This is a genomic window from Cohnella herbarum (genome assembly GCF_012849095.1).
Lineage (GTDB): Bacteria > Bacillota > Bacilli > Paenibacillales > Paenibacillaceae > Cohnella > Cohnella herbarum.
The window spans coordinates 2,532,052-2,556,365 of the sequence record NZ_CP051680.1 but is presented as its reverse complement, the minus strand read 5'-3'; the positions used below and the strand labels follow the sequence as shown (position 1 = coordinate 2,556,365).

The following is a 24,314-nucleotide window of genomic DNA, read 5'->3' as shown; positions in this document are numbered from 1 at the left end:
GCCTAATGAGACTTAAAGCGTTATTGGTAGACGACGAGATCAACATTTTGAAAAACTTAAAAGCGGTAATCCCGTGGGACGCTCTCGATATCGAATTGATCGGCACGGCCCGTAATGGCGAACTAGCGCTGGAACTTGCGAAGGAAAAACGTCCGCAGCTTATTCTTTGCGATATTCGGATGCCCGTTATGGACGGAATCGAATTCCTCGGGGCGTTGCGCGAGTTCGACACGGAAGCCGAAGTCATCATGATGACCGGTTATCAGGATTTCAGCTACGTACGTTCGGTAATCCGTTACGAAGTGAAGGACTACATTCTGAAGCCGATCGATTACGAAGAGCTCGTGGCAACGATCAAACGGTTGGCGGAAGGCGTACGCGAAAGAAGCATCGAGCAGTATTCCATGCAACAGGAATGGAAGCAGGTATTTCATCTGGCTTACGAGAAAGTGCTATACGATCGAATCATCGACCTCGGAGGTACGACTAGCCGGCCGTTCCTGAAGTTTAACGAGATGGACGGAGAAAATTTGGCTTTCGCGATGATGCTCGTGGACGTTGCGGACTACTCCAAGCGGGAGAGATCATGGGACGAGAAGGAACGGAAGCTGTGGAATTTCGCCATTCACAATATTTTGCAGGAAAATTTAGCGTCCTTCGGGGTTCCGCATTCCGTTCTGCAGGTTCGCAGCGGGGAATGGTGCGTCCTGATCGAGCGAATCCCGCCCGATATCTACAACAGAGAGCAAAGCATGGAATGGGCGGAGAAGCTGCGTTTAGCGGTGGAGAGTTACTTGAAATTGTGCATTCGGATTGCTCTGCATCCAACCGAAGTGACCTTGCAGCAACTAGCCAAGACATATAAGAGCTTGCAGCGCTCGCTTAACCTATCGCCCGAATCGAATAAGAGCGTAATTCTTTCGGAGAAGGTTAGGGGAACCGCGGATACGTCCCAATTGTTATGGGATCGCATCGAAGAGATGGTAACCGGTTTGAAAAGATGCGATCGTCGCAGAACCGAAACCGCGCTTAAGGAGCTCAACGATAGCTTTAAATTATTGCCTGAAACCTCTTTCGAGCGAGTTGCTCCGATCGTTCATTATTTGTGCATCCATCTGCTAAGGGAGATGAGGGCGATGGACGTAATCGGCAAAGAAGAGGAGCTCGCCATCTGGGGCCAGATCGATCAGCATCATGGCATTCGCGAGACGTTGCTCGTCATTAACCGGTTGGTGGACCAATCGATCGAGAGCGTCATGAAGAAAAAAACGAGCGACGTTCTTATGATATCGGCCAGGGATTATATCGAACGAAACCTGTCGTCGGAACTAAGCATCGACATGATCGCGGAATATTTAGGCATCAGCGGCAGCTACTTCAGCTTGTTGTTCAAGCAGCACTTCGGAGAAACCTTCGTCGAGTACGTGACGAAACAAAGAATGGAAATGGCCAAATCCCTGCTCGCCTTAAGCGACAAGAGCGTTACGCTAGTCGGCCAGATGGTCGGGTATATCGAGCGGCGATATTTCACGCGGGTATTCAGTAAATATACGGGAATGCTTCCTTCGGAATATCGGGAACGGCAACAAAATCATACCGGAGCAGAACCTCCGGCATGGGCGAATCCCAAGGGATAAGTAGAGGAGAGAGCATAGTGACTAACAATCGAAGCTTTGAACAACTCGATCTTAAAGAGAAGATCGGACAGCTCTTCATGTGCGGTTTCAACGGATTTGAACCGACGGAAGAGATCATAGGCTTAATCAAAGAGTACGGGATAGGCGGAATAATCTACTTCAGACGAAATCTGCGCGATGCGGCACAGGTCGCCGAACTATCGGCCAAGCTTCAAGATGCGTCTTCGGATCCATTGTTCATCGCGATCGATCAGGAAGGCGGTATGGTCGTGCGTTTAGAGGAAGGCGTAACGGTCATGCCCGGGGCGATGGCTCAAGGAGCGGCGGCTAACGCGGAATTGACTTATGAAGCCGCGAGATGGTCGGGATCGGAAATGCGGGAGATCGGCATTAACATGAACTTCGCTCCTTGCCTTGACGTGAACAATAATCCGCATAACCCGGTCATAGGCGTTCGTTCCTACGGAGAAGATCCGAAGCGAGTCGGCGAGCTGGGATTGGCGGCTATACTTGGGTACGGCGAGGGCGGAATCTCGGCCGTAGCCAAACATTTTCCGGGTCACGGCGACACCGCCGTGGATTCCCATCATGCGCTACCGGTAGTTCCGCACGATATCAAGCGTTTAAACGAAGTAGAGCTGCTGCCTTTCCGCCAAGCGATAGAACGGCGGGTCGACGCGATCATGACTGCGCACGTCGTATTTCCTGCGTTCGAGCCGGACGATATTCCGGCCACGCTATCGGAACGGATCATAAACGGATTATTACGCAATGAGCTCGGGTTCGAAGGGGTTATCGTAACGGATTGTTTGGAGATGAACGCCATAGCCGAAACAATCGGAGTCGCCCGCGGCGCAGTGGAAGCCATTAAAGCGGGTGCGGATCTTATTCTGGTCAGCCATCGTTCGGATCGCCAGAAGGCCGCACTGGAAGCCGTATTGGAGGCTGTCATGACGGGTGAAATCGCCGAGTCCCGCATCGAAGAAGCGGCCCGGAGAAACTGGGAGCTGAAGCTGGCGAGAGGATTGTTCCAGTCCGGTATTCCATCCACTAACCGAGACAAAGCGGAAGAGGTTCAACGGAAGCTTAGCGAAGCTTCCGTGACGGTAGTGAAAGGCGAGGCCAATCTTCCTCTGCCTCGAGCAGGCAAGACCGTCGTCGTATGGACGGAAGCCCGCGTAGGTACGGAAGTCATCGAAGTGATTAAGCAGGAGTGGACGTTAGGCGCCGCGCTCGCGCAAGCGGGTTACGATATCAAGGAGGTACGGATCGGAATTCAACCGAAGTCCGATGAAATTGCCGCGGTGCGAGCAGCGACGGTAGGGTGCAAGACGGTCGTATTCGCTTCATACGATGCGGGTTTCTCGGCTGGACAAACCGAATTGATTCGCGAGCTAACCGCTAACGAAAGCTTCGCGTTCGTGTGGGTGGCAACGAGAACGCCATACGATCTGTTGGTCGCTCCCGAGGCGCCGACATACTTGTGCGCTTACGAGAATAAACCGGCGATGATGACGGCTCTTGCGGGCGTATTGTCCGGAAGGCTTCCCGTTAAGGCGAAGCAGCCCGTGACGATCGGCAATTACCCGAGGGTTGCCGCGGAGGAGTAAGAATGGGATACCGGATCGGGATAGACGTCGGAGGAACGAATATCGTTGCCGGACTATTCGATGAGGATGGTAATCTGCTAGGTAAAAGCAAAGCAAGCACGATTAAGACGAGCTCGGCCGAATTGCTTGGACAATTGGCTAGTCTATGCGGGGAGTTGCTAGAGGAGCAACAGATATCCGGACGGTTACTAGCTGCGGTCGGAGTCGGTCTTCCCGGATTCATCAATAGCGAAACGGGTCTGGTTACGGCGGCTAATTTGCCTCTTCAAGATAATCCGGTAGCCGAGCGTCTTCGCCGTTTGCTCGACGTTCCCGTCACGGTAGAGAACGATGTGAAGATGATCGTATACGGCGAATCCTTAAGGGGATCGGGGCAGGGCCTCTCGCATGTGTTAGGGGTTACTTTGGGGACGGGAATGGCCTCGGCCTGGGTAAGCGAAGGACGCCTTCACGGCGGATCCGGCGGACTGGCAGGAGAAATCGGACATATCGCGTTCACGGATATTCCTTACGTGTGCGGTTGCGGCATGAGAGGCTGCTTGGAAACGGTAGTCTCCGCATCGGGAGTCGCAAGGCAAGCAAGAGACGGATTATCTTCCGGATGGGTCGGACTGCTGGCGGATCGATTCCCGCCCGAGCAACGCGAAGAACTGACGTCGAAAGACGTGTGGCAGGCTTACCAAGACGGGGACGCATTCGCTGGGCAAGTATTCCAGCGCACGGCATACTGGTTGTCGCGCGTCCTCGTTCCCTCGGTTGCGTTGCTTAGTCCGGACGTCATCATCGTAGGCGGGGGCGTCGCGTCTGCGGGCGAAGTATTCTTCGAGCCGTTGAGGGCTTATGTCGCGGAAAGCTTGCATCCGCTCTATCGGGAGCGCCTGATGATCGTTCCTCCGTCATTGGGCGAAGACTCCGGCCTTTACGGCAGCGCGGAGTACGCGGCGAAACGACTTATCGTGTAAGAAAAAGGCGATAAATAGACGATTTCCTCATCTTTTGGACGAGGGGAAATCGTTTTTTTCGTTTCCTTGAGGTATAATAACGGGCAGGAGAGACAGAGGGACGGTGGTCGGTATGACTTATTCGCGATCGCGAACGCATCAACAGCAAAAAACGAAGAGACGCAGTAAAACGCGCTTGTTGCTTATCGTTAACGGCGTTTTGTTAAGCTGTATCGTCGCGGTTGCCGTGATTGTATGGAAATCGAACGACGATCAAGACGGGCAAGGCCCCGCAGGAAGCCTGCCGCCGACAGAAGGAGTTGCCTCTCCGTCGGAGCCGTCTTCGACGCAGTTATCGTCGCCCGACCCTGAGTCGACAATGGAACCTGTCGATTCGGGTACGGCGACGCCGGAAGGAGGATATACCGAACCCGTGGGCGATGCCGAGACGGTAAGTTTAGCATTAGTCGGCGACATTTTGCCTGCGGCAAGAGTGCTGGAGCTGATGAAAATCAACGGCTTCGATTATCCTTTTCGCGAAGCTAAGGCAATACTAGAGGCAGCGGACATCACGGCCGGAAATTTAGAGGCTCCGATTACGACGAGGGGGACGCCGGCCAAGGACAAGCAGTATGTTTTTCGCGGCAGCTCGGATGCCGTTCCCGCGCTGAAAGAAGCGGGCTTCGATTTCTTATCGCTAGCGAACAATCATACTTTGGATTATGGATGGCAAGGGTTAAGCGACACGATGGACGTCCTGGATGACGCCGAACTGCAGCATGCGGGCTCGGGCAACGACGATCGCGAAGCTTTCACGCCAGCGTACATAGAAAGCAAAGGAATCACGGTCGGATTCGTTAGCGTCACGAGAGTCGTGCCGGATGTTTCGTGGAAAGCGGATCGAACCCATCCAGGCGTCGCGGAGGCTTATTCGCCTGAACGAACGGTAGCCGCAATCAAGGAAGCGAAACAGAACGCCGATATCGTCGTCGTTATGGTTCATTGGGGCGTAGAGCGCGCGGATCGCCCGGTGGAGCATCAGACGGATTTGAGCCACCGCTTCGTCGATGCGGGCGCCGATCTGGTTGTCGGAAGCCATCCGCACGTGCTGCAAGGCTTCGAGGCTTACAAGGGCAAATGGATCGCTTATAGCCTAGGCAACTTCGTGTTCTCGACGACCGGAACCAAAACGTCTGAAACCGGCGTTTTAAATGCCGAATGCAGTAAGGACGGGGCGTGCTCGTTGTCGTTCGCTCCAATGTTCGCCACGAATTCACAACCTGCGCCAATGGCTGAAGTCGAAGGCAAAGCGCTGCTGGCGCGCCTGTCGGAATTATCCTATGGTGCCTCCGTGGAGGAGGATGGATCCATTGTGGTACGGAATCAATAGTTTCTTGCGAGGGCTTAAGAACGTTCCATTCCGATATCCGTTCATGAAACCGAACTTAACGGACGCGAATGCGAGAGCGGCTAGGCACCCATGCGTCGCTCATCGAGGGTTTTCGGGGAAAGCCCCCGAAAATACGTTAGCTGCGTTTAGAATGGCGATCGGCCTATCCCAAGTGTCATGGATCGAGATGGACGTTCATCTGTCGCGGGATGACGTCCCCGTCGTCATTCACGACGGCACGTTAGAACGGACGACGAACGGCGCAGGGCGCGTCGTCGATTATACGGCCGAAGAGCTCGGCCGTTTGGACGCGGGCAGTTGGTTTGATCCTGCTTTTGCCGGTGAAGGGGTGCCTTCGCTTGAAGAGGTTCTTGTTATGACGGCCGGGAAGTGCCGTCTTAACGTAGAGCTCAAAGGCGACGACGCCGATCATGCTCATCTTGCCAAGCGGGCCGTCGAGGTTATAAGCTCTCTTCGTCTAGAAGATGAGATCATCGTAACCTCCTTCCACGCGGATATTCTAATGGCCGTGCGTAAATACTCCCCTCGCTTGCGGACCGGGCTCATTATCGACGCTTGCCCGGCGGATTTGGTCGAGAAGCTGATCTCGTTGGATGCATCGCTTTTATCTATCGGATTCAGGCATATCAACGAAAGGCTTCTGAAGCAGGCCGAAGCGGCTTCGATCGAAGTCATGGCGTGGACGTTAAACTCGGTTTCCGAATTGCGGAGACTTGCCGGACGTCCCGAATCCTTTCAATTGTGCACGAACTATCCTGACCGCTGGTTGACGGCCGTTAAAGGGGTGTAAACAATCTGTGAACGATCAAGATCAAATCGAATTATCCAACTTGAGAAACCTATATTGCGTAGGGCGAAATTATCGTCTTCACGCGGCGGAATTGGGCAATGAAGTGCCTTCCTCTCCGATGATTTTCACGAAGCCGACCCATGCCGCAATCGAAATGAGGGGCGGTAGTCTCGAGCTCCCGGGAACGCAAGGAAGCGTACATTACGAAGCGGAGCTCGTATTCGCGGTTAATCGCGCTTACGAGCCGGGCATCCGATGCGATGACCTCGTCTCCGCTTTTACGGTAGGCTTGGATCTTACGCTCCGGGACGTTCAGGACAAATTGAAGGCGAAGGGTCATCCTTGGCTGCCGGCCAAAGGCTTTCGGAACTCGGCTACGTTCGGTCGTTGGCTGCCGTTCCCCGGAATAGCCTCGCTATCGGAATACGATTTCGGCTTGCGAATTAACGGCAACGAAGTGCAACGGGGAAATGCGGTCGATATGGTGTTCGACTTGCAACAAATCGTCGATTTCGTGGGACAACATTACGGTCTTGGAGCCGGCGATATCCTATTTACGGGCACGCCTGAAGGGGTGGGTTCCCTGAACGAAGGGGATCAACTGGACGTTTGGTGGAATGAGATCAGTCTAGGGATCCTGACGACGAGACTGAGTGAAGTATGAATGCAAAAAGGAGCTACTCCGGGTTAAATACGCCGGATAGCTCCTTTTGCTTTGATACGCCTCATCTTCCACCCGACGATAAGTCGGATTGTTCATCGTCCGGCAGCTTGCGCCGGATTTCCAACAGCTTCGGCAGTTTGGCGAAGAAAACGTCGACAACGGCCGGATCGAAGTGGCGCCCGCGTTCTTCCCGGAACAGATTTTCGATTTTATCGAGAGGCCATGCGGCTTTATATACTCGTTCCGCGCTAAGCGCGTCGAATACGTCAGCGACCGCGGTAATCCTGCCGAAGATATGGATTTCTTCGCCCTTCTTGCCTTCGGGGTATCCGCTCCCGTCCCATTTCTCGTGATGCTGCTCCGCTACGATGGATGCGGTGCGCAGCAGCTCCCGTTTGGATCCGCGAAGCAATTGATGGCCGATTCTCGTATGCGATTTAATGATTTCGAATTCCTCGTCGGTTAATTTTCCCGGCTTGTTCAACACCGCATCCGGAATCGCGACCTTGCCGATATCATGCATCGGGGAAATCGTACGCAGCAAGTCGGCTTGGTCGACATCGAGGCCATATCCGAGGGCAAGAACATAAGAATATTCGGCTACGCGCTTGACATGGTTTCCGGTTTCCTTGGAGCGGATTTCCCCGATCTCGCCCATCGCGGAGATGATCTCGCGCTGCGTGTCGATGATTTCTTGGTGAAGCATGACGGATTCGAGGGACTTTCCGGCGTAGGAAGCGGCCAAAGAAAGCAATTCCAAATCTCGCGTAGTAAAATAGCCGATTTCGGTCAATTTGTTGATCGCTTGATAGGCTCCGATAATTTCGCCGTCGTTGTTGCGGAAAGGAACGGTGATGATCGATTTGGTATGATATCCGGTTCTCAGATCATTCTCGGCATTATGTCTCGGATCGTTGTAAGCATCTTCGATGATGATCGCTTCACCGGTAATGATCGCGCTGCCGACGAGGCCCGTGCCGTAGGGAATGCGGATTTCGTCTACGCCATGCGCGACCGTCGTGTAGAGTTGCTGATTGATTTCATCTATTAGCCATACCGTGCATCTGTCGGATAAGATCATTTCCCGGCCCATGTTGGCCATATGGATCAGAACGGATTTCAAATTCCGTTCGCTTGCGATTCTTGCCGTATATTCGAAGATGATTCGCAATAAATCTTCGGAAGTTAGCTCTATTTTATACATCGGATTCACTCCTTAAAGCATTCCTTTCTTTTATTCGCGAGAATATTGTCGAATCCTGCAAATAAACGAAAAACAACATTTCCGCTTAGGAAATGTTGCATCGCATGCTTGGAGATAACGTCAGCTTCTATTAGGTTTTAGCGCTTAAGCCGTCGATATAGTAGGTGATCGATTTGGATAAGCTATCGAACAAGTCTTCCGGCATTTGAAATCCGCCCATCGACTCTAGCGAAGCGAAGCCGTGAACCATGCTGCGCAATCCTCGTATCGCATGGACCGATTCCTCTTGCGGGATGCCGAGAGGCTGCATTAACCGGCCGAACAATCGCAAAATGGTTTCCGAGGCTTGTTCGAATCGCGCGGGCTTTGGCTCAGGTATCCGATTAATGGCATCATAAAGTCCGGGATGCGATCTGACGAACGCGACATACGATTTGCCCACTCCGATGAGAGCTTCTTTGCCGGATTGTCCGATCGCCGCATCGTTTAGCAGATCCCTTAGCAATTCGGCTGCATACGTGGCGACCTTCTGGCGCAAATCGGGTAAGCCATCGACATGATTGTAGAGGGAAGGGGTCTTGATGCCCAATTGTCCGGCAACGTTCGCTAGAGTAATTTGTTCCCAACCGTTGCGATCGGCAATGTCCGCAGCAACGGCGATGACCGTCTCGGGTTTAATGCCTGCCCTCATCCGCTTTTCCTCCCGTCTAATCTCCGCTGAGCTTCTTCGATCGCATGTTGAACGGTGCGGGCGGGTTGAATCAGTGCCGGGCCGTGTCCGACAAGGAGAACGGATGGATTAAGCTCCAGCAGTTTCCGAGCGCTGTCGATTGCCGTTGGCGCGTGCCATGTCGCTAATGCCGGGAAGGGGAATTTCCATTTCAAGTGCCCGGACACCGCAAAGCCGCCTTTGGCTTGAAATGCGTCTCCTGCGATCAACGTATTGCTAACCGTCTCGAGGAATGCGAGATGACCGGGAGAGTGGCCGGGTGACGAGACGGCGATGAGCGAGCCTATACGATCGTTGTCCGATATGAGAAAATCGGGAATGAAGAGAGCTTTCTTAGGAACTCCGCCTTTAAGCGGGGTTTGCGGCTCGTGAGGCAGGAGCGTGCGATCTCCTTGTAATATAGCAGCTTCGCGACCTGAAATCCCGATCTTAGCATTCGGATATTTCAGCTTCAAGAAGGGAACGGCGCCTAGATGATCCTCATGCGCATGCGTGAGCAGGATGCGGGTAAGCGTCTTGCCTGTCGATTGGATCGCTTCGTGAATTCCTTTGGCAACGAACGGCATGCAGGCATCGATCAATGTGATGCTGTCCTCGTCCTCTATCAAATAACAGTTCAACGGGAAAAGTTTGGGCATGAAGCTGAGTTGCGTAACGGGACCCCAACTATTTTTAATCATCGCATAATACCTCCTGACTACTAATTGTATTATTACAATAACTAATCACATTAGTTTTTGCAATAGGGATTTGCGCCATAGTTCGGCATTCTTCATGAATAGGCGCAATTAAAGGGGGATAATTCGCGTCGCAAATGCAAGATGATCTTATCCCTTCGTTAGGAGTTTGACTCCCTTACTTTGCAATTATTTGCCCGTACAATAAAGAAGCAACAAACAAACATAACTTTTTGGGAGGTCTACCAAATGAAAAAGAACGTAACGACTACGCTTACCCTCATTCTCGCGATGTCGACAGTATTAGCGGCTTGCGGAGGCAAAGACAACAATGAAGCTTCCCCGTCCGCGTCCAGCGCGGCTCCAAGCGCAAGCGCACCGGCTTCCGAGCCTGCCGCTCCTAGCGAAGAGACGGTCGAGCCTTTCACGATGTCCCTTCGCCACATTCAAATCGGCGAACCGCAAAAATTCCGTAAAGCGATCCTCGACGACGTCGTGAAAGCGACGGAAGCCGAAGTTCCGGGATTGAAATTTGAGCTGGACGGCATCGAAGACGCGGTAAACCGCTTCACGAAATTGCCTGCCGAAATGGCAGCCGGCAATCCTCCGAAAATCTTCGACTTGTTCGGCGGTAACGCGGACGCGTTGAAATACGCTAAAGCAGGACGATTGCTCGACCTGACTCCGATCCTGGACGAACTGGGCATCAGAGATAAGTTCCTGAACGTGTTCGGACAGTTCGAACTGGACGGCAAAATCTACGGATTGCCGATCGGCGGGAACATGGAAGGCGTATTCTACAACAAAGAAATTTTCGAAGCTAACGGCTTGACCGCTCCGGCTACTTGGGACGATCTAGTGAAAGCTGCCGACACTCTTAAAGCAAAAGGCATTACGCCGTTCGCTATCGGTTCCCAAGCAGGTTGGGTACCTAACATGTTAGTGAACACGGTTATCGGTCGTCACGTCACTTCCGGATTCCCGAACGGATTGACCGACGGAACGGTGAAGTGGAACCAACCGGAAGTCGTTGCCGGATACGCGATCTATCAAGATTGGGTAACGAAAGGGTATTTCACTAAAGGCGAGCTTGGCAAAACTTACGACGATATGCTGAATGATTTCGCTGCGGGCAAAGCAGGCATGATCTTCGACGGCAGCTGGCGTTCGTCCGCTTTCAAAGCGGGCGCGGTAGCGGCTAACCTGGAAGGCAAAGTAGGCTTCATCGCGTTGCCTGCGATTAATGGCGCTCAAGGCGACCAAACTTCGATCAACGCTAACTTCAGCAACGGATACGGCTTCTCTTCCGACCTGAACGAGAACGAACTGAAAGCCGTTAAATCTTTCATCAAAAACCTGTACAACGACGAAATGCAGCTTCGCGGCTTGCTCGAAGACGGAGTTCTTCCTTCCATGAAACTGTCCGACGAAGCGTTGGCTAAGCTTACGGATCCAATCGTGAAACAAGTTATCGAGACGATGGGCAAAGCGGGAACTTCCTTCGTTCACTTCGACTCGGTCGTGCAAAAAGCGGTGAATACGGAGTCCGAAGTCCAATTGCAAAAACTGATCGCCGGTAAAGCGACGGCTCAACAAGTCGGCGATGCGATGCAAAAAGTGCAAGACGCGGAAAACGCCAAACAGTAAATCGTTACAAGATTGGTGGGGAGGCTCGGCCTGCTTAAGTCGGGCGAGTCTCCTTATCCATTAGTGGGGAGGAACTATGAAAAATACACTCAAAAATCCCGCTGTTTACCTCATGTTCGTTATTCCAACGATCGTTCTGTACGGGTTATTTTTCCTGTACCCCATGTTCTCGTCCGCATTTTACGCGTTCACGAATTGGAACGGATTAGAAGACACCCGGTTCATCGGTTTGGATAATTTCAAGACGGCATTCGGTGATTCGAGTTTTCGCAGCGCTATATTAAACAATATGTACTTCATTATTTTCTCTGTAGGTCTTCAAGTACCCGTTATTGTAGTGTTCGCTTTATTGATCAGCAACGTGAAGAAGTTGCAAGGTTTCTACAAAACGACGGTGTTTATGCCGTCCATCCTATCCACATCCGTAATCGGTATTTTGTGGGGCTTCATTTACGATCCGGACATTGGACCGATCGCGGCGTTCCTAGGCTTCTTCGGCATCGATCCGATCTATTGGTTGGCTGAGTCGGATTGGGCAATGATCGCTATTCTGATCACGAACGCCTGGCAGTGGGTCGGCTTTTATATTGTATTGATATTGGCGGCCATTCTGGCCATACCGAAGGATATCGAAGAGGCCGCGAGCATCGACGGAGCGACGGCTCCCCAGCGCGCTTGGTACTTGACCGTTCCTTTGATTAAACCGATCATTTCTGTTGTCGTCATGCTTTCCATCGCGGGCGCGATGAGGGTTGTCGATATCGTTCTCGTTATGACGAACGGCGGTCCGGCGGGATCGACGGAAGTTATGGCTTCCTTCATGGTGCATAGGGCGATAAATTACGGCGAATACGGATACGGCATGGCTTTGTCCATCATTATTTTCGCGTTCGCGCTCGTGTTTACCGCTATTTATCAGCTTACGTTCGGTAAGTCGGAAAGGATTGACTACTGATGCCGGCATCGCTCAAAAAAACAATTCCCCATATCGTTTTGATGGCGTACGTGGTCATCATATTGTTTCCATTCGTATTCGTTCTTTTCTCGTCCTTGAAGGCGGACAACGTCGAGATTTCGCAAGCCCCGTTCGCATTTCCTAAGTCTTTGTATTTTCAAAACTATGTCGATGCATGGGTTCAGGCCAAAATAGACGTCTACTTCTGGAACAGTACGTACATCGGTATTTCTTCTGCCGTCATCGGCGTTCTCATCGCGGCAGGTACATCGTTTGCCCTAACGCGCATGAAATTCAGACTGCCCAGCAAACTTATTTATCAAGTGATACTGTTAGGCATGCTCATTCCGGGCAACGTTCTGTTCATCGCTCAGTATATCCTGATGATGGATTTGCACATTCTGAACGAGCACTGGGCGCTGTTCTGGCCGTATACGGCCGGCGCGCTTCCATTCAGCGTATTGCTGATCTCCGCGTTCATGAAGTCCATCCCGAACGAGCTTGAAGAAGCGGCGATCATTGACGGTCTAAGCGCGCCGGGACTGTTCGCGAGAATCGTTCTTCCGCTTACGATGCCCGCTCTGGTCACGGTATTCATTATCAACTTCCTCGGCAACTGGAACGAGTATTTGCTGGCGAGTTTCTTCATCAGCAAAGACGCTCTCCGCACGTTGCCTACCGGGATGGTCGGCTTCCGGGACGCTTATCAGACGAACTATGCGCTCATCTGTACGGGGATCGTGTTTAGCGTCACTCCGGTATTGCTCTTGTATGCCTTTTTGCAGAAGCAGATCATCGAAGGCATTACGGCCGGTAGCGTTAAAGGATGATTCGAATAGCGGCAAGGATACGAACAAGCGCTTTCTCCTCATGGGGGAAGGTGCTTTTTTGTTTTTTCGTCGCTTCGTGAGAAAATAAGGAGAACAACGCGAAAGGACGTGATGGAAGTTGAACGTACATTCGTTTCCGCCGATTGTCGATGCGGACTCGCGATATTTGATTCTTGGGAGCATGCCCGGAGTGGCTTCTTTACGAGCGCAGCGGTATTACTGGAACGAGCGTAACTTTATGTGGCGGATTCTATATGGTTTGTTCAGTCCGGGCAGCGCGCCTTCCGAACGATACGAAGACCGGGTTGCGTTCGCGCTGAATCACGGCGTTGCCTTATGGGACGTGATCGAGAGCTGCGAACGGCCGGGGAGCTTGGACAGCAATATTAAACAAGTGATTCCCAACGATATTCCGGGTTTGCTTGCCCGGTTTCCGAAGATCGGAATCCTCGTCTGCAACGGGACGAAATCCCATTCCGAGTTGAACAAGCACTTCGGTACGGATCCCGAGGTAGTCAAAAGGAGGATAATCCGCATGCCTTCGACGAGTCCGATTCCGACGCGGGATTACCGCGGTCTCGACGATCGGCTTGCGGCGTGGAGAGCATTGTTAGAGGTATAAAAAAGGTTAGAGGAGATAAATCTCCTCTAACCTTTTTGTATGTTTCTCTACTACCAGCCTTCGCGCAGGCGGAGAGACGTGATGTGAGCCGTGTGGTGCTTGCCATGCCAAGCAAAGTAAGCTAATAGCTTATCCAACGAGTTGAGGCCGCTAACGGGGTGCCGGAAGGCGAGCGAGAACGATTCCGGAGGCAGGGACCGCAATAGGGCGTCCATTCGCTCGTGAATGCCTTCGAGCATCCGAAGAGACGGCTCGATCGGAAGCCGGTTCGAATCGTGCAGCTTCACCCATTCGTTCTCTTCGAACGTTTTGACGAGCGGCTGATTTTCCGTCAAAGCCAGCTTAGCGCGGATGAAGCCGTTCATCGAGGCGTCCGCCATATGGTGGGCGACCTGCCTAGCTGTCCACCCATCGGGACGGTAAGGGGTATCCAATTGCTCGTCGGATAATCCTTCGACCGCTTGACGAAGCCTAACGACCGTTGCCGCTAGCTCCTCGATCCGCGATAGCCGTAATTCCCCGGCGGTCGATTCGTCGAATTGAAATTTGCCAATCGGGTATTTCAGTTGCTCCAAGTCGGACATCGTTTCTCCCCCAATCGTAATCCCACGGATCGCAACGCTTTAGCCTTTTATTTCGTCAACTGCTCCATTTCCTTAATCAAGCCTTCGAACACGCTCATCGCTTGACGAATCGGCTCGGGTGTGGACATATCGACTCCGGCTTCCTTGAGGATGTTGATGGAATAATCTTTGCCGCCGCTCTTCAGGAAACCGAGGTAGCGCTGGACCGCAGGCTCGCCTTCGTCCAGAATTTGCTTCGCGAAGCTAGTCGCGGCCGAGAAACCGGTAGCGTATTTGTATACGTAGAAGCTGTTATAGAAGTGGGGAATTCTCGCCCATTCCATCTCGATATCCTTATCCACGACCATGCCTTTGCCGTAATATTGCAGGTTTAAGTCATAATAGATCGAGCTAAGTTCTTGAGGCGTTAAAGCCTCGCCGCTTTCGGCTCTTTCGTGGATGATCTTCTCGAATTCCGCGAACATCGTCTGCCGGAACACCGTCGTCCTGAATTGGTCGGCGTAATAGGTGAGAAGGTACATTTTCTCCTTCGCGTCCGTCGATTTCCCCAGCAAGTTATTCATGAGCAACGCTTCGTTAAGCGTAGACGCGACTTCGGCAAGGAATATCGTGTATTGCGCGTCGCGGTATTCGTTATTGTTGTCGGAATAATAGGAATGGAGCGCATGGCCCATCTCGTGCGTCAACGTGAACATGCTGTTCAGGTTGTCATTGTGGTTCAAGAGCACGTACGGATGCGTGCCGAACGCACCCCAACTGTAGGCTCCGCTGCGCTTACCCTCATTCTCGTAGATGTCGATCCAGCCGCCGTCGAAGCCTTCTTGGAGCACTTTGCGGTAGTCGTCTCCAAGGGGAGCGAGGCTTTCGTATACTTTCTTCTTCGCGTCCTCGTATGAGATTTCCATATCGAATTCCTCGACGAGGGGAGCGAATAAGTCGTACATATGCAACTCGTCCAGCTTGAGCAGCTTTTTGCGCAGCTCCATGTAACGGTGCATGAGAGGCAAATACTCATGGATCGTGGAGATCAGGTTATCGTACACGGATTGCGGAATGTTATCGCCGAATAACGACATTTCCAGAGCCGAAGGATAGTGGCGCGCTTTCGAATAGAAAATGTTTTTGGTCACGTTGGCGTTAAGCGTCGAAGCCAGCGTGTTCCGCCATTTGCCGTACGTATCGTACATGGCTTTGAACGCGTCGCGGCGGACTTCCTGGTTTTTGCTTTCCAAGAACTGTATGTAACGGCCGTGCGTAAGCTCGACTTCTTCGCCTTGCTCGTTTTTCACTTTCGGGAACTTGAGGTCGGCGTTGTTCAGCATGCTGAAGATCGTACCCGGCGCCTGCGATACGTTGCCTACTTGAGCGAGAAGGGATTCTTCGTTTTTCGACAAAATATGAGGTTTCTGGCGGAGCATCTCTTCCAAAGTTCGTTTGTACTTTGCTAGGGAAGGATCCGCGATAAGAGCGGTCAACTGTTGTTCGGACAGGCTAAGAATCTCGGGCGTGATGAAGGACGTAGCCTCGCTCACTTCCACGCTGATTTTCTTCGATTTATCGGACAGGGCTTGATAAGAAGCTTCGGCCGTATCCTCATGATGACGCATGTTCGCATAGACGTATAACCGTTCGGTTAAGAGCGAAATCTCGTCGTCTAACTCGAAGACGCGCGCGATGGAGGCGGCATCTTGAAGCTTGCCCTGATAGGCCGCGATTTCTCCGATTTGTTTCTTCACCTTGCCGAATTCGGAGTCCCATGCGGCTTGGTTCGGATAGAGATCCTCTAACTTCCAACGGTGTTCCTGCGGGATATCGTTTCTTTTGGCGACTTGATTCATGGGCGAGTTCAACCTCCTAAATAAATGATCAGAGTGATTAATGTCCTTCGCGCCCGCGCTGCTTGCCGCAACGGATGCGGGAAGGGGAGAAGAAGCGGTGCATAGGAAAGACATGGCAACCAAAGAAACGGCAAACGGATAGGCATACGATTTCATGGAACGCCTCCGGAAACGGGATAAGTTACCGGAATAGTATGTCCTTACCTTAACGCTTTATCAGCGCTCGCCGAAGTTACGTGCCCATTCTGAAGAAACTGTACACGATGAGGAAAAAAGCGAATAACACGAACAAGATCGATAGAATCGCCATGGAACGGCGCATCTGCTCTGGAATTCGCTCTCGCGACAGGATGAGAATTAACGCCAAGCTAAATGATGCAATGATAAAAATAATATTCGCTTCCGACTCCATTAAGCGATAACTCCCTCCCTGAAGATCAAATTTAGATGCTCTTCAGCTTTTCCATCGTCTGTTGCAGACCTTCGCTGCCATCCGGAAAGTCTTCCGGCAGAAATCTTTTTTCAGCCCAGTCCATCAATTCCGGACGGCTTAGGAACTTATGGCAGATTTCTCCCCATTGGTCGGAGATTTCCCTTACGACGAGCGTTTTTCCTTGAACCTCTACAGTCAGCATATTGTAGTTGTCGTGCTTATAGACGGTATGTTTAGTGAACATGGGCTTCTCCTGATCTGGGCAATCTGTGCCGTTTTTTTCATCATAGAAGAGATCAACGTAGAAATCAACGTAGCGATGGAAATATTAGGTTGACAGATGCCGCCGGATATGGGATTCTACTCGAAATCCACATTGTCGTGGATGGAGAAAAGAAGACGAGATGAGCCGAGACGAGTTTGATGAGCCGAGAGGAGAAGAGGAGTATGGAAAACAAGCCAGTACCGCAAGCTTACCCGCAAGTCGGAGTCGCGTCGACCTGCCGTTCGTTCGAGGAATATCGCGCGATGTTTCAATTGACGGAAACGATTTGGAACAAAGGGCCGGTGCTCGACGTCGCGGGAGGTGCTTCCTCCTTTGTCGCGGAATTGAACGCGATGGGGATTGCCGCATTCGCGGCCGATCCTTTTTACGAAGGGGAGACGGAGGCTATTATCGCCGCCGGGTTCAAGGAAATCGAAGTGTCTTCCGCTAAGCTGGAGAACATGGCGGACAATTACGATTGGAGCTACTACGGATCTCCGAAGCAACATCGTACGCTCAGGGAGGATTCCTGGGCGCGTTTCGCGGCTGATTTCCGCAAAACGGATGCCGGCTCCAGGTACTATGCCGCATCGCTTCCGAATTTGCCGTTCGAGAAGGACACTTTCGAATTGGTCGTTTGCAGTCACTTTTTATTTTTGTACGCGGACACCTTCGGAGAGGCATTTCATGCCGATGCGTTAGCGGAGCTGATTCGCGTGCTGCGTCCGGGCGGGGAACTGCGAATCTATCCGATTATTACCTTGAAATGGGAGGAATGTTCATTCCTTTCGGAGATTTTGAGAGAGCTGAAGCATGTTGAGCATTTCGAATATTTACCAACCGGATTACCCTTCATGCCAGTCCCGAGTCCCTTGCTGCGCTTGGTTAAAACGCATCATACACAGAACTGATTATATTGCAAATATGGGTAAATTCGGTTATAATTATCGTATTCGCCGACTTGACGGCGAGATTTTAGGAGGTTTTTCATTTGAGAGGAACAGTAAAGTGGTTTAACGCGGAGAAAGGCTACGGTTTTATCTCCATCGAGGACGGCAACGACGTATTCGTTCACTTCTCCGCAATCCAAGGCGACGGCTTCAAAACTTTGGATGAAGGCCAAGCGGTTGAATTCGAAATCACTCAAGGCAATCGTGGTCCCCAAGCATCTAACGTGGTTAAACTGTAAGTCGCGCGATGCGTTGACTTATTCTCATATCACGAAATTTTTGAACCGACAAGGAGAGCCCCTAGCTGCCGCTGGGGGTTTTTCTTGTCAATTCCTTTGACCTTGTCGGCGGCAAAATGGTACACTATTTCTGGGTTTTATTGATACTGATGTCTCTCGGGGGTAAACGGTTATGCCAAAATTCAAGCTTTTTGCTGGTCGCAAAGGGAAAGCGGACCAAGCCAAAAACAATCAATTCGTTAAGCTGGGTCGCGAAATCTATGTGCAAGCTCGCAGGGGCGGGACGAACCCGGAGGCCAACTACGGCCTCAAATCCGCCATCGCCAGCGCGCGCGCGATTCAAATGCCTGCTGACAATATTGAAAGAGCGATCAAGAAAGCGGCCGGCGGAGCCGACAGCGTGGATTACGAGGATGTATTGTACGAAGGCTACGGTCCGGGCGGAGTTGCCGTTATGGTAAAATGCCTGACCGATAACCGTAATCGTACTGCGGCAGACGTTCGTTCCATTTTCGGTAAACGCGGCGGTAACTTGGGTGAATCGGGATGCGTCGCTTACATGTTCGACCAGAAGGGTCTGCTTGTCGTTGCCCGCGATGATGACGATAATCGGGATGAAGATAGTTTCATTATGGAAGCTTTGGAAGCCGGAGCGGAAGACGTCGTTATCAACGAAGAGAGTTACGAGATAATAACCGCGCCTGAAGATTTCGATACGGTGAAAGGGAATCTGGAAACGGCCGGATACGCTTTCGAAACGGCAGGAGTTCGCTGGTTGCCCCAAAATACGGTAGCCGTGGAAGGCGATAACGCCGATAAGTTATTGAAGATGATGGAAGCTTTCGACGATAACGACGACGTTCAAGACGTTTACCACAACTTCGAGATCAGCGACGATGAAATGAACCGTTTGGGTTAATTCGAAACTTCATTCGATACGATGGCTATATGCCATTATTTTTGGGGCCGCGAGGCCTCTTTTTCGTGTTACTTGAAAAAAACCGCCATCCAAGTTCGGATAGCGGTTTTGCAGGTGAAACAAGTTATTTCGATATGGATACCGAAGCATCGGCAACGGTAGGTTGCAGCATGCGGACTTGATCGATGGTGCCTCCGCCGAGACAGGTTTCCCCATCGTAGAAGACGACGGCTTGTCCGGGGGTGATCGCTTTTTGCGGAACATCGAACTCGACGTCATAAGTACCGTCACCGCGAGGGGTAAGCGTTACTCCCTGATCCGGTTGGCGATAACGGAATTTGGCCGTGCACCGAACAGCTTCGGCGGGTTCGGAAGGGCTGATCCAATTGACGTCCGTAGCGGTTAACCCGACGGAGTACAGACTGGAGTGCGTATCCCCTTGAACGACGTAAAGCGTATTGGTGGTTAGATCTTTACTGGCTACGAACCATGGCTCGCCGTTGCCCGAACCGCCAATTCCAAGACCTTGGCGTTGCCCTAAAGTGTAATACATGAGGCCGTCATGCCGACCCTTCACTTCACCGGAAACGAGATCGACCATATTCCCCGGTTTGGCCGGCAAGTACTGGCTTAGGAATTCCTTGAAATTGCGTTCGCCGATGAAGCAGACGCCGGTACTATCTTTTTTCTTGGCCGTAGCCAAACCGGCTTCGTCGGCAATCTTGCGTACGTCCGGTTTATTAAGATGGCCGATCGGAAACATGGCTCGCGATAATTGCGACTGGTTAAGAGCGTGCAAGAAATAGGATTGGTCTTTATTCGTATCCACTCCGCGCAGCAGCTCGTATTTGCCATCCCTAAGTTCAACGCGCGCATAATGTCCGGTCGCGATCGCTTCGGCGCCGAGATCGAGCGCTTTTTGCAGAAATTCTCCGAACTTGATCTCGCGGTTACACATGACGTCCGGGTTAGGGGTTCTGCCCCGGCGATATTCTTCGAGGAAATATTCGAATACTTTGTCTTTATATTCCTCTTCGAAATTGACCGTATAATAAGGGATTCCGATTTGGTTGCATACGCGGCGCACGTCCTCGGCATCTTCCTCCGCGGTGCATACGCCGAATTCATCCGTATCGTCCCAATTTTTCATGAATACTCCGATGACATCGAAGCCTTGTCTTTTCAATAACAGCGCGGTTACGGAAGAATCCACTCCGCCCGACATGCCGACGACGACACGGACTTTGGAGGGGTCCTTAAACCGTTCCTCGTATGGAAATTTAGTTCCTTCATTATTATTCATGCAACATCGCTCCTTACTGCTGACACAACCGATTCGTTATTATTTTAGCATATTCGATCTTAAATCTCACTTAGGGCGAGTCCTTTCATGAATATGTCACGATTTTTTTGACCAAAAAGGAAATAGATGTGATAACATAGATTTAATATGGGGATACCCCCATTTAAACTAAACGAATAAGACATAAAGAAACTTATTCTATGCTAAAGGCATGAAAGCAGGTGTTCTCTTGAAAATCTCCACCAAAGGCCGCTACGGCTTAACGATCATGATGGAACTTGCGGCTAAATTCGGCGAGGGGCCGATTTCATTAAAAAGCATCGCGGAGAAAAATAGTCTTTCCGAGCATTACTTAGAGCAATTGATTGCCCCGCTGCGTAACGCAGGATTGGTCAAAAGCGTACGAGGAGCATACGGCGGTTATATCTTGTCCAAGGATCCGGAAACGATTTCCTCGGGAGATGTCATTCGCATCCTGGAAGGACCGATCAGTCCGGTTGATTTTACGGAAGAGGATGATCCGGCCAAACGCGATCTGTGGCTGCGGATTCGCGACAGCATCGCCGATGTTCTCGATTCTACGACTCTTCATGACCTGATTACTTTTAAAGGCGAGGACAAGCTCGACAACTATATGTTTTACATTTAGAAGAAGGTGCAAGACATGGGTTCAATTTATTTCGATCATGCCGCGACGTCACCGATGGATCCGGAAGTTCTTAACGCTTACGTTGAGGCGGTAGCAAGTGGACCGGGCAACCCGTCCAGCCTGCATGCCCACGGCCGCGCGGCAAGGGAACGAATTACCTCGGCGAGGGACGTATTCGCATCGATACTGAATTGCGAAGCATCCGAGCTTATTTTCACCGGCAGCGGGACGGAAAGCGACAATTCCGCATTGTTCGGAGCTGCGATGGCTCAGCGTAAGCGAGGCCGAATCGGAATCGTTACGACGGCGGTCGAGCATCATGCCGTTCTGAACGCTTGCCGTCAACTGGAAGCGGATGGATTCGATCTGACGGTATTGCGGGTGGACGAGTTCGGACGCGTCTCCGTCGAAGAAGCGAAGGCCGCGATTAACGAATCGACGGCAGTCGTCAGCATAATGGCAGGCAACAATGAAACCGGAACGTTACAGCCGATTGCCGAAATCGGCGAATGGGCTCGCAAGCATAAAGCTTTAATGCACGTGGACGCCGTACAAGCATTCGGTTACGTTTCTTTTAACCTAAAGGAATTGCCGATCGACTTCCTCAGTCTTTCCGCCCACAAAATCAACGGTCCGCAAGGCGTCGGCTTGCTCTACGTCCGTAAGGGAACCCCGTTTCAACCTTTGTTGCACGGAGGTTCGCAAGAACGGAGCCGCAGAGCCGGAACGGAAAACGTCGCAGGAATCGTTTCGTTCGCCAAAGCCGCGCAAATCGCTTACGATCAACTCCGGGCTCGATGGGATCATGCGGAGCATATCCGCGCGACCGTTCTGGGCAAGTTGGAACAATATCTCGGAGCCGAGCGGTTCGTCGTCAATGGCCACCCCGATCATCGGCTTCCCCATATTCTGAATTTGAGCTTTTCCGGTATTTCTTCCGAGAGCATGTTGATGAACCTGGACTTAGAGAACGTGTCGGCTTCTGGCGGTTCGGCCTGCAACTCGGGCTCGTTAAAACCGTCGCATGTGTTATCGGCAATGAAATTATCTTCCGAAAGAGTGTCAACCGCCGTACGATTTAGTTTCGGTTTGGGCAATACTAGGGAAGAAGCTGATAAATTGGCGAAAATAACTGCAACCATTTCGGCGCGTTTGCGTAATAGATAACAAGCGTTGGAATAGTTAGGAGTCCGGTAATGATTCAAGTTCAACGGATTCTCGGCTTACCGGTGTTGTTCGAAAACGGTAAAAGCATTGGAAAAGTCAAAGATCTATGGTTCGACGAGTTCTGGAGTTTGGTCGGAGTCGTTTTAGACAAGTACGCTCGTTCGGGCATCGTACGCAAGATGCCTAAGGTAGTCTATTGGGAGAACATCGTTCACTGCGGTGAAGATGCCCTGTTGATTCGCAACAGTACGGTCATCGCGACCTTAGATAGCAAACAACTGCTGCGGACTTTCCATACCGGCGTGGTCAGATTAAAGGATATGCCGGTGTTTACAATTGAAGGACAGCATTTAGGTGAAGTGTCGGACGTTTACGTTAAGCCGTCCGAGGGTACACAAATAATAGGATATGAGTTGACGGATGGTTTTCTCACGGACGTGTTCGAGGGAAGGCGGAAATTATTTCTGCCGGAAGCACCCGAGAATATTACTCTGGGCGAAGATGCCATTCTGGTTCCTGCTTCTTACGAGCGGATACTGACGAGAGACCATACATGGAAAGTGACAGGTGATGACGGATGATGAGATGCCCGAATTGCAGCTCCAAAGATATTGGGAAAATCGGTTCCCACCAATTTTATTGTTGGAGCTGCTTTATCGAATTAACGGTGAACGGCGAGAAGATGTCGGTTTATCAAGTGGAAGAAGACGGAACGTTAAGCTCGTTGGACGATTTGTTTTTCGAAGAGCCTATGCCGGCTGCCCACATTCACGCGAACGGAATGTAAGTTGGATAAGCAAGCACTCTGTTTCTCCTTCGGGAGGCAGGGTGCTTTTTTATTTGCGTTGGTTTATGGGTAGGGACAAGTACATATACTAAATAAGAAAGTTAAGGAAGAAGCGCGCATGAAGGGGAGGTGGGGGAATGGATCGGTTCTCTCAGAGCCGTTTGTTTAGCGTGCTTATTTACGCCATCCTATTTTTGGTGGTTTTGTTTCTTGTCGTTCTAGTGCGTCCGATGCTTATGTCCGTGTACGACTTCTTGAAAGCGGTGCTGGCGCCCTTTCTCGTTGCGATGGTGATCTCGTACACGCTTAATCCGATCGTCAATCTGCTTCACGACCGCAAAGTGCCAAGAACGGCGGCGGTTCTGATCATCTATGCGGTGTTTATTTCCGTGTCGGTCGTCATTCTGATGAATGTCATTCCCATGTTTATGAACCAGGTCGAGGAACTGAACGAACATATGCCGGATTTAACGATGAGGGCGCAAAGCTTCGTCGATCAGTTTAACAACAATAACGTATTGCCCGAGACGATTCGGGACGGGATCAATAAATCGATCAGCGGGATGGAGAAACGGCTCGAACAACGGATTACCGATTTCCTTAACAATATCGGCGCTGTCGTTAACGTGTTATTCATTGCGATGATCGTCCCTTTTCTCGCCTTTTACATGATGAAGGACTTGGATGTGTTCGAGCGGGCGGCTCTGCAGTACGTCCCTCGCGCTAAGCGCAAACACGTGATCAGGCTTCTGAAAGAAATAGACGCGGCCTTGGGCAGCTACATAAGAGGGCAACTAATCGTTTCCTTATGCATCGGGGTGCTTGCGTATATCGGTTATCTGATCATCGGTATGCCGTATCCGTTGCTGATGGCGGGATTCGTATCCTTGTTCGACATCATTCCTTATCTGGGTCCTTTCTTCGGCGCGTTGCCGGCGCTGATCATGGCGACTACGATTTCTTGGAAAATGGTGCTGATGGTCGTCATCGTCAATATGATTTGCCAGAACCTAGAGAGCAACGTCATCAGTCCGCAAGTGGTCGGCAAATCGATGAAAATGCATCCGTTGACGATCATATTGGTGCTGCTTATCGGGGGAGAGTTGGCGGGTATCGTAGGGATGATATTGGCGGTACCGTTCTACGCGGCGATGAAAGTCATCGTGCAGCACGTTTCCGCGTACTACATCCACAGAAAAACCGTTTGACAGCGTGGAAACACGTTGTCTATAATTTATGTGATATGCATATTAAACACGTTGAAGAAACATAAGTACTTCGTAGTCCGCATAATCAGAGAGAAGATTCCTTTTCGAATTCCTAACGGGGGATTGACGAGAAGGCTGAGAGAATCTTCGGTGCGAAGGATGAGGGAAGCTCGTTTCGGAGTGCGGATTCAAGTCCGCCGGTGAGGGCCGTTATTCCCGTAAAGAGGAGATTCTAATCTTAACGATTAGGGTAA

Annotated in this window: 26 protein-coding genes; 18 read left to right on the top strand and 8 right to left on the bottom strand. The window is 51.3% G+C overall.

Annotated elements, in window-relative coordinates:
• Positions 1–5 precede the first annotated feature (5 nt).
• From HH215_RS11570 to HH215_RS11545, 6 genes are all read left to right on the top strand, one after another.
• On the top strand, positions 6–1,637 hold the full coding sequence (locus HH215_RS11570) for a response regulator (protein ID WP_169280039.1): 1,632 nt from the start codon (positions 6–8) through the stop codon (positions 1,635–1,637).
• 17 nt (positions 1,638–1,654) lie between these two features.
• Complete coding sequence (nagZ, locus tag HH215_RS11565; protein ID WP_256376721.1) at positions 1,655–3,247, top strand: beta-N-acetylhexosaminidase; 1,593 nt, start codon at positions 1,655–1,657, stop codon at positions 3,245–3,247.
• 2 nt (positions 3,248–3,249) lie between these two features.
• Entirely contained in the window at positions 3,250–4,209 is a 960-nt protein-coding gene (locus tag HH215_RS11560; RefSeq protein ID WP_169280037.1) for an ROK family protein, read from the top strand.
• 112 nt (positions 4,210–4,321) lie between these two features.
• Complete coding sequence (locus HH215_RS11555; protein ID WP_169280036.1) at positions 4,322–5,578, top strand: CapA family protein; 1,257 nt, start codon at positions 4,322–4,324, stop codon at positions 5,576–5,578.
• Positions 5,550–6,389, top strand: a complete 840-nt coding sequence (locus tag HH215_RS11550; RefSeq protein ID WP_254450450.1) for a glycerophosphodiester phosphodiesterase — start codon at positions 5,550–5,552, stop codon at positions 6,387–6,389. The genes HH215_RS11555 and HH215_RS11550 overlap by 29 nt, the downstream gene beginning before the upstream one ends.
• A gap of 7 nt (positions 6,390–6,396) precedes the next feature.
• Positions 6,397–7,053 carry a fumarylacetoacetate hydrolase family protein gene (locus HH215_RS11545; RefSeq protein WP_254450449.1) on the top strand — a complete coding sequence of 219 codons (657 nt, stop codon included), beginning with the start codon at positions 6,397–6,399 and terminating at the stop codon, positions 7,051–7,053.
• Positions 7,054–7,114: 61 nt separating this feature from the next.
• Here HH215_RS11545 and HH215_RS11540 read toward each other — a convergent pair whose 3' ends face one another.
• The 3 genes from HH215_RS11540 to HH215_RS11530 all read right to left on the bottom strand — a co-directional run bounded on the left by HH215_RS11540 (position 7,115) and on the right by HH215_RS11530 (position 9,667).
• Positions 7,115–8,257 carry an HD domain-containing phosphohydrolase gene (locus HH215_RS11540; RefSeq protein ID WP_169280034.1) on the bottom strand — a complete coding sequence of 381 codons (1,143 nt, stop codon included), beginning with the start codon at positions 8,255–8,257 and terminating at the stop codon, positions 7,115–7,117.
• 130 nt (positions 8,258–8,387) lie between these two features.
• The gene (locus HH215_RS11535; protein WP_169280033.1) at positions 8,388–8,948 is read right to left on the bottom strand and encodes a TetR-like C-terminal domain-containing protein; all 561 of its coding nucleotides are present in this window, start codon (positions 8,946–8,948) and stop codon (positions 8,388–8,390) included.
• On the bottom strand, positions 8,945–9,667 hold the full coding sequence (locus tag HH215_RS11530) for an MBL fold metallo-hydrolase (protein WP_169280032.1): 723 nt from the start codon (positions 9,665–9,667) through the stop codon (positions 8,945–8,947). Before HH215_RS11530 ends, HH215_RS11535 begins: the two co-directional genes overlap by 4 nt.
• Positions 9,668–9,913: 246 nt before the next feature.
• On the opposite strand from HH215_RS11530, the gene HH215_RS11525 reads away from it, so the two are divergent.
• The 4 genes from HH215_RS11525 to HH215_RS11510 all read left to right on the top strand — a co-directional run bounded on the left by HH215_RS11525 (position 9,914) and on the right by HH215_RS11510 (position 13,718).
• Entirely contained in the window at positions 9,914–11,311 is a 1,398-nt protein-coding gene (locus HH215_RS11525; RefSeq protein WP_169280031.1) for an extracellular solute-binding protein, read from the top strand.
• Positions 11,312–11,387: 76 nt separating this feature from the next.
• Complete coding sequence (locus HH215_RS11520) at positions 11,388–12,266, top strand: carbohydrate ABC transporter permease (RefSeq protein WP_169280030.1); 879 nt, start codon at positions 11,388–11,390, stop codon at positions 12,264–12,266.
• Entirely contained in the window at positions 12,266–13,096 is an 831-nt protein-coding gene (locus HH215_RS11515; RefSeq protein WP_169280029.1) for a carbohydrate ABC transporter permease, read from the top strand. The genes HH215_RS11520 and HH215_RS11515 overlap by 1 nt, the downstream gene beginning before the upstream one ends.
• Before the next feature lie 118 nt (positions 13,097–13,214).
• Entirely contained in the window at positions 13,215–13,718 is a 504-nt protein-coding gene (locus tag HH215_RS11510; RefSeq protein ID WP_169280028.1) for a DNA-deoxyinosine glycosylase, read from the top strand.
• Between the two features lie 50 nt (positions 13,719–13,768).
• Here HH215_RS11510 and HH215_RS11505 read toward each other — a convergent pair whose 3' ends face one another.
• The 4 genes from HH215_RS11505 to HH215_RS11490 all read right to left on the bottom strand — a co-directional run bounded on the left by HH215_RS11505 (position 13,769) and on the right by HH215_RS11490 (position 16,817).
• Entirely contained in the window at positions 13,769–14,302 is a 534-nt protein-coding gene (locus HH215_RS11505; RefSeq protein ID WP_174887612.1) for a YfiT family bacillithiol transferase, read from the bottom strand.
• A gap of 47 nt (positions 14,303–14,349) precedes the next feature.
• Positions 14,350–16,140 (bottom strand): oligoendopeptidase F, encoded by a 1,791-nt coding sequence (gene pepF / locus HH215_RS11500; protein WP_169284348.1) that lies wholly within the window; start codon positions 16,138–16,140, stop codon positions 14,350–14,352.
• A gap of 232 nt (positions 16,141–16,372) precedes the next feature.
• Complete coding sequence (locus tag HH215_RS11495) at positions 16,373–16,552, bottom strand: hypothetical protein (protein WP_169280027.1); 180 nt, start codon at positions 16,550–16,552, stop codon at positions 16,373–16,375.
• Positions 16,553–16,583: 31 nt separating this feature from the next.
• A complete protein-coding gene (locus tag HH215_RS11490) occupies positions 16,584–16,817 on the bottom strand; it encodes a hypothetical protein (RefSeq protein WP_169280026.1) in 234 nt (77 codons plus the stop codon).
• A gap of 203 nt (positions 16,818–17,020) precedes the next feature.
• Here HH215_RS11490 and HH215_RS11485 point away from each other — a divergent pair, with 203 nt between their 5' ends.
• The 3 genes from HH215_RS11485 to HH215_RS11475 all read left to right on the top strand — a co-directional run bounded on the left by HH215_RS11485 (position 17,021) and on the right by HH215_RS11475 (position 18,946).
• The gene (locus HH215_RS11485) at positions 17,021–17,749 is read left to right on the top strand and encodes a class I SAM-dependent methyltransferase (protein ID WP_169280025.1); all 729 of its coding nucleotides are present in this window, start codon (positions 17,021–17,023) and stop codon (positions 17,747–17,749) included.
• Between the two features lie 80 nt (positions 17,750–17,829).
• Entirely contained in the window at positions 17,830–18,027 is a 198-nt protein-coding gene (locus tag HH215_RS11480; protein ID WP_169280024.1) for a cold shock domain-containing protein, read from the top strand.
• Positions 18,028–18,199: 172 nt separating this feature from the next.
• Positions 18,200–18,946 carry a YebC/PmpR family DNA-binding transcriptional regulator gene (locus HH215_RS11475; protein ID WP_169280023.1) on the top strand — a complete coding sequence of 249 codons (747 nt, stop codon included), beginning with the start codon at positions 18,200–18,202 and terminating at the stop codon, positions 18,944–18,946.
• Between the two features lie 124 nt (positions 18,947–19,070).
• On the opposite strand, the gene mnmA is transcribed toward HH215_RS11475, so the two are convergent.
• Positions 19,071–20,249, bottom strand: coding sequence for a tRNA 2-thiouridine(34) synthase MnmA (mnmA, locus tag HH215_RS11470; RefSeq protein ID WP_169280022.1), 1,179 nt, complete (start codon positions 20,247–20,249; stop codon positions 19,071–19,073).
• A gap of 229 nt (positions 20,250–20,478) precedes the next feature.
• Between mnmA and cymR the strand changes: the two genes are divergently transcribed.
• The 5 genes from cymR to HH215_RS11445 all read left to right on the top strand — a co-directional run bounded on the left by cymR (position 20,479) and on the right by HH215_RS11445 (position 24,060).
• A complete protein-coding gene (gene cymR / locus HH215_RS11465) occupies positions 20,479–20,898 on the top strand; it encodes a cysteine metabolism transcriptional regulator CymR (RefSeq protein ID WP_169280021.1) in 420 nt (139 codons plus the stop codon).
• A gap of 15 nt (positions 20,899–20,913) precedes the next feature.
• Positions 20,914–22,065, top strand: a complete 1,152-nt coding sequence (locus HH215_RS11460) for a cysteine desulfurase family protein (protein ID WP_169280020.1) — start codon at positions 20,914–20,916, stop codon at positions 22,063–22,065.
• Positions 22,066–22,094: 29 nt separating this feature from the next.
• Positions 22,095–22,646: a PRC-barrel domain-containing protein gene (locus tag HH215_RS11455; RefSeq protein WP_169280019.1), complete on the top strand. Its 552-nt coding sequence runs from the start codon at positions 22,095–22,097 to the stop codon at positions 22,644–22,646.
• On the top strand, positions 22,643–22,852 hold the full coding sequence (locus HH215_RS11450; RefSeq protein ID WP_169280018.1) for a YrzR-like zinc ribbon domain: 210 nt from the start codon (positions 22,643–22,645) through the stop codon (positions 22,850–22,852). The genes HH215_RS11455 and HH215_RS11450 overlap by 4 nt, the downstream gene beginning before the upstream one ends.
• A 137-nt stretch (positions 22,853–22,989) precedes the next feature.
• Positions 22,990–24,060: an AI-2E family transporter gene (locus HH215_RS11445; protein WP_169280017.1), complete on the top strand. Its 1,071-nt coding sequence runs from the start codon at positions 22,990–22,992 to the stop codon at positions 24,058–24,060.
• Positions 24,061–24,314 lie beyond the last annotated feature (254 nt).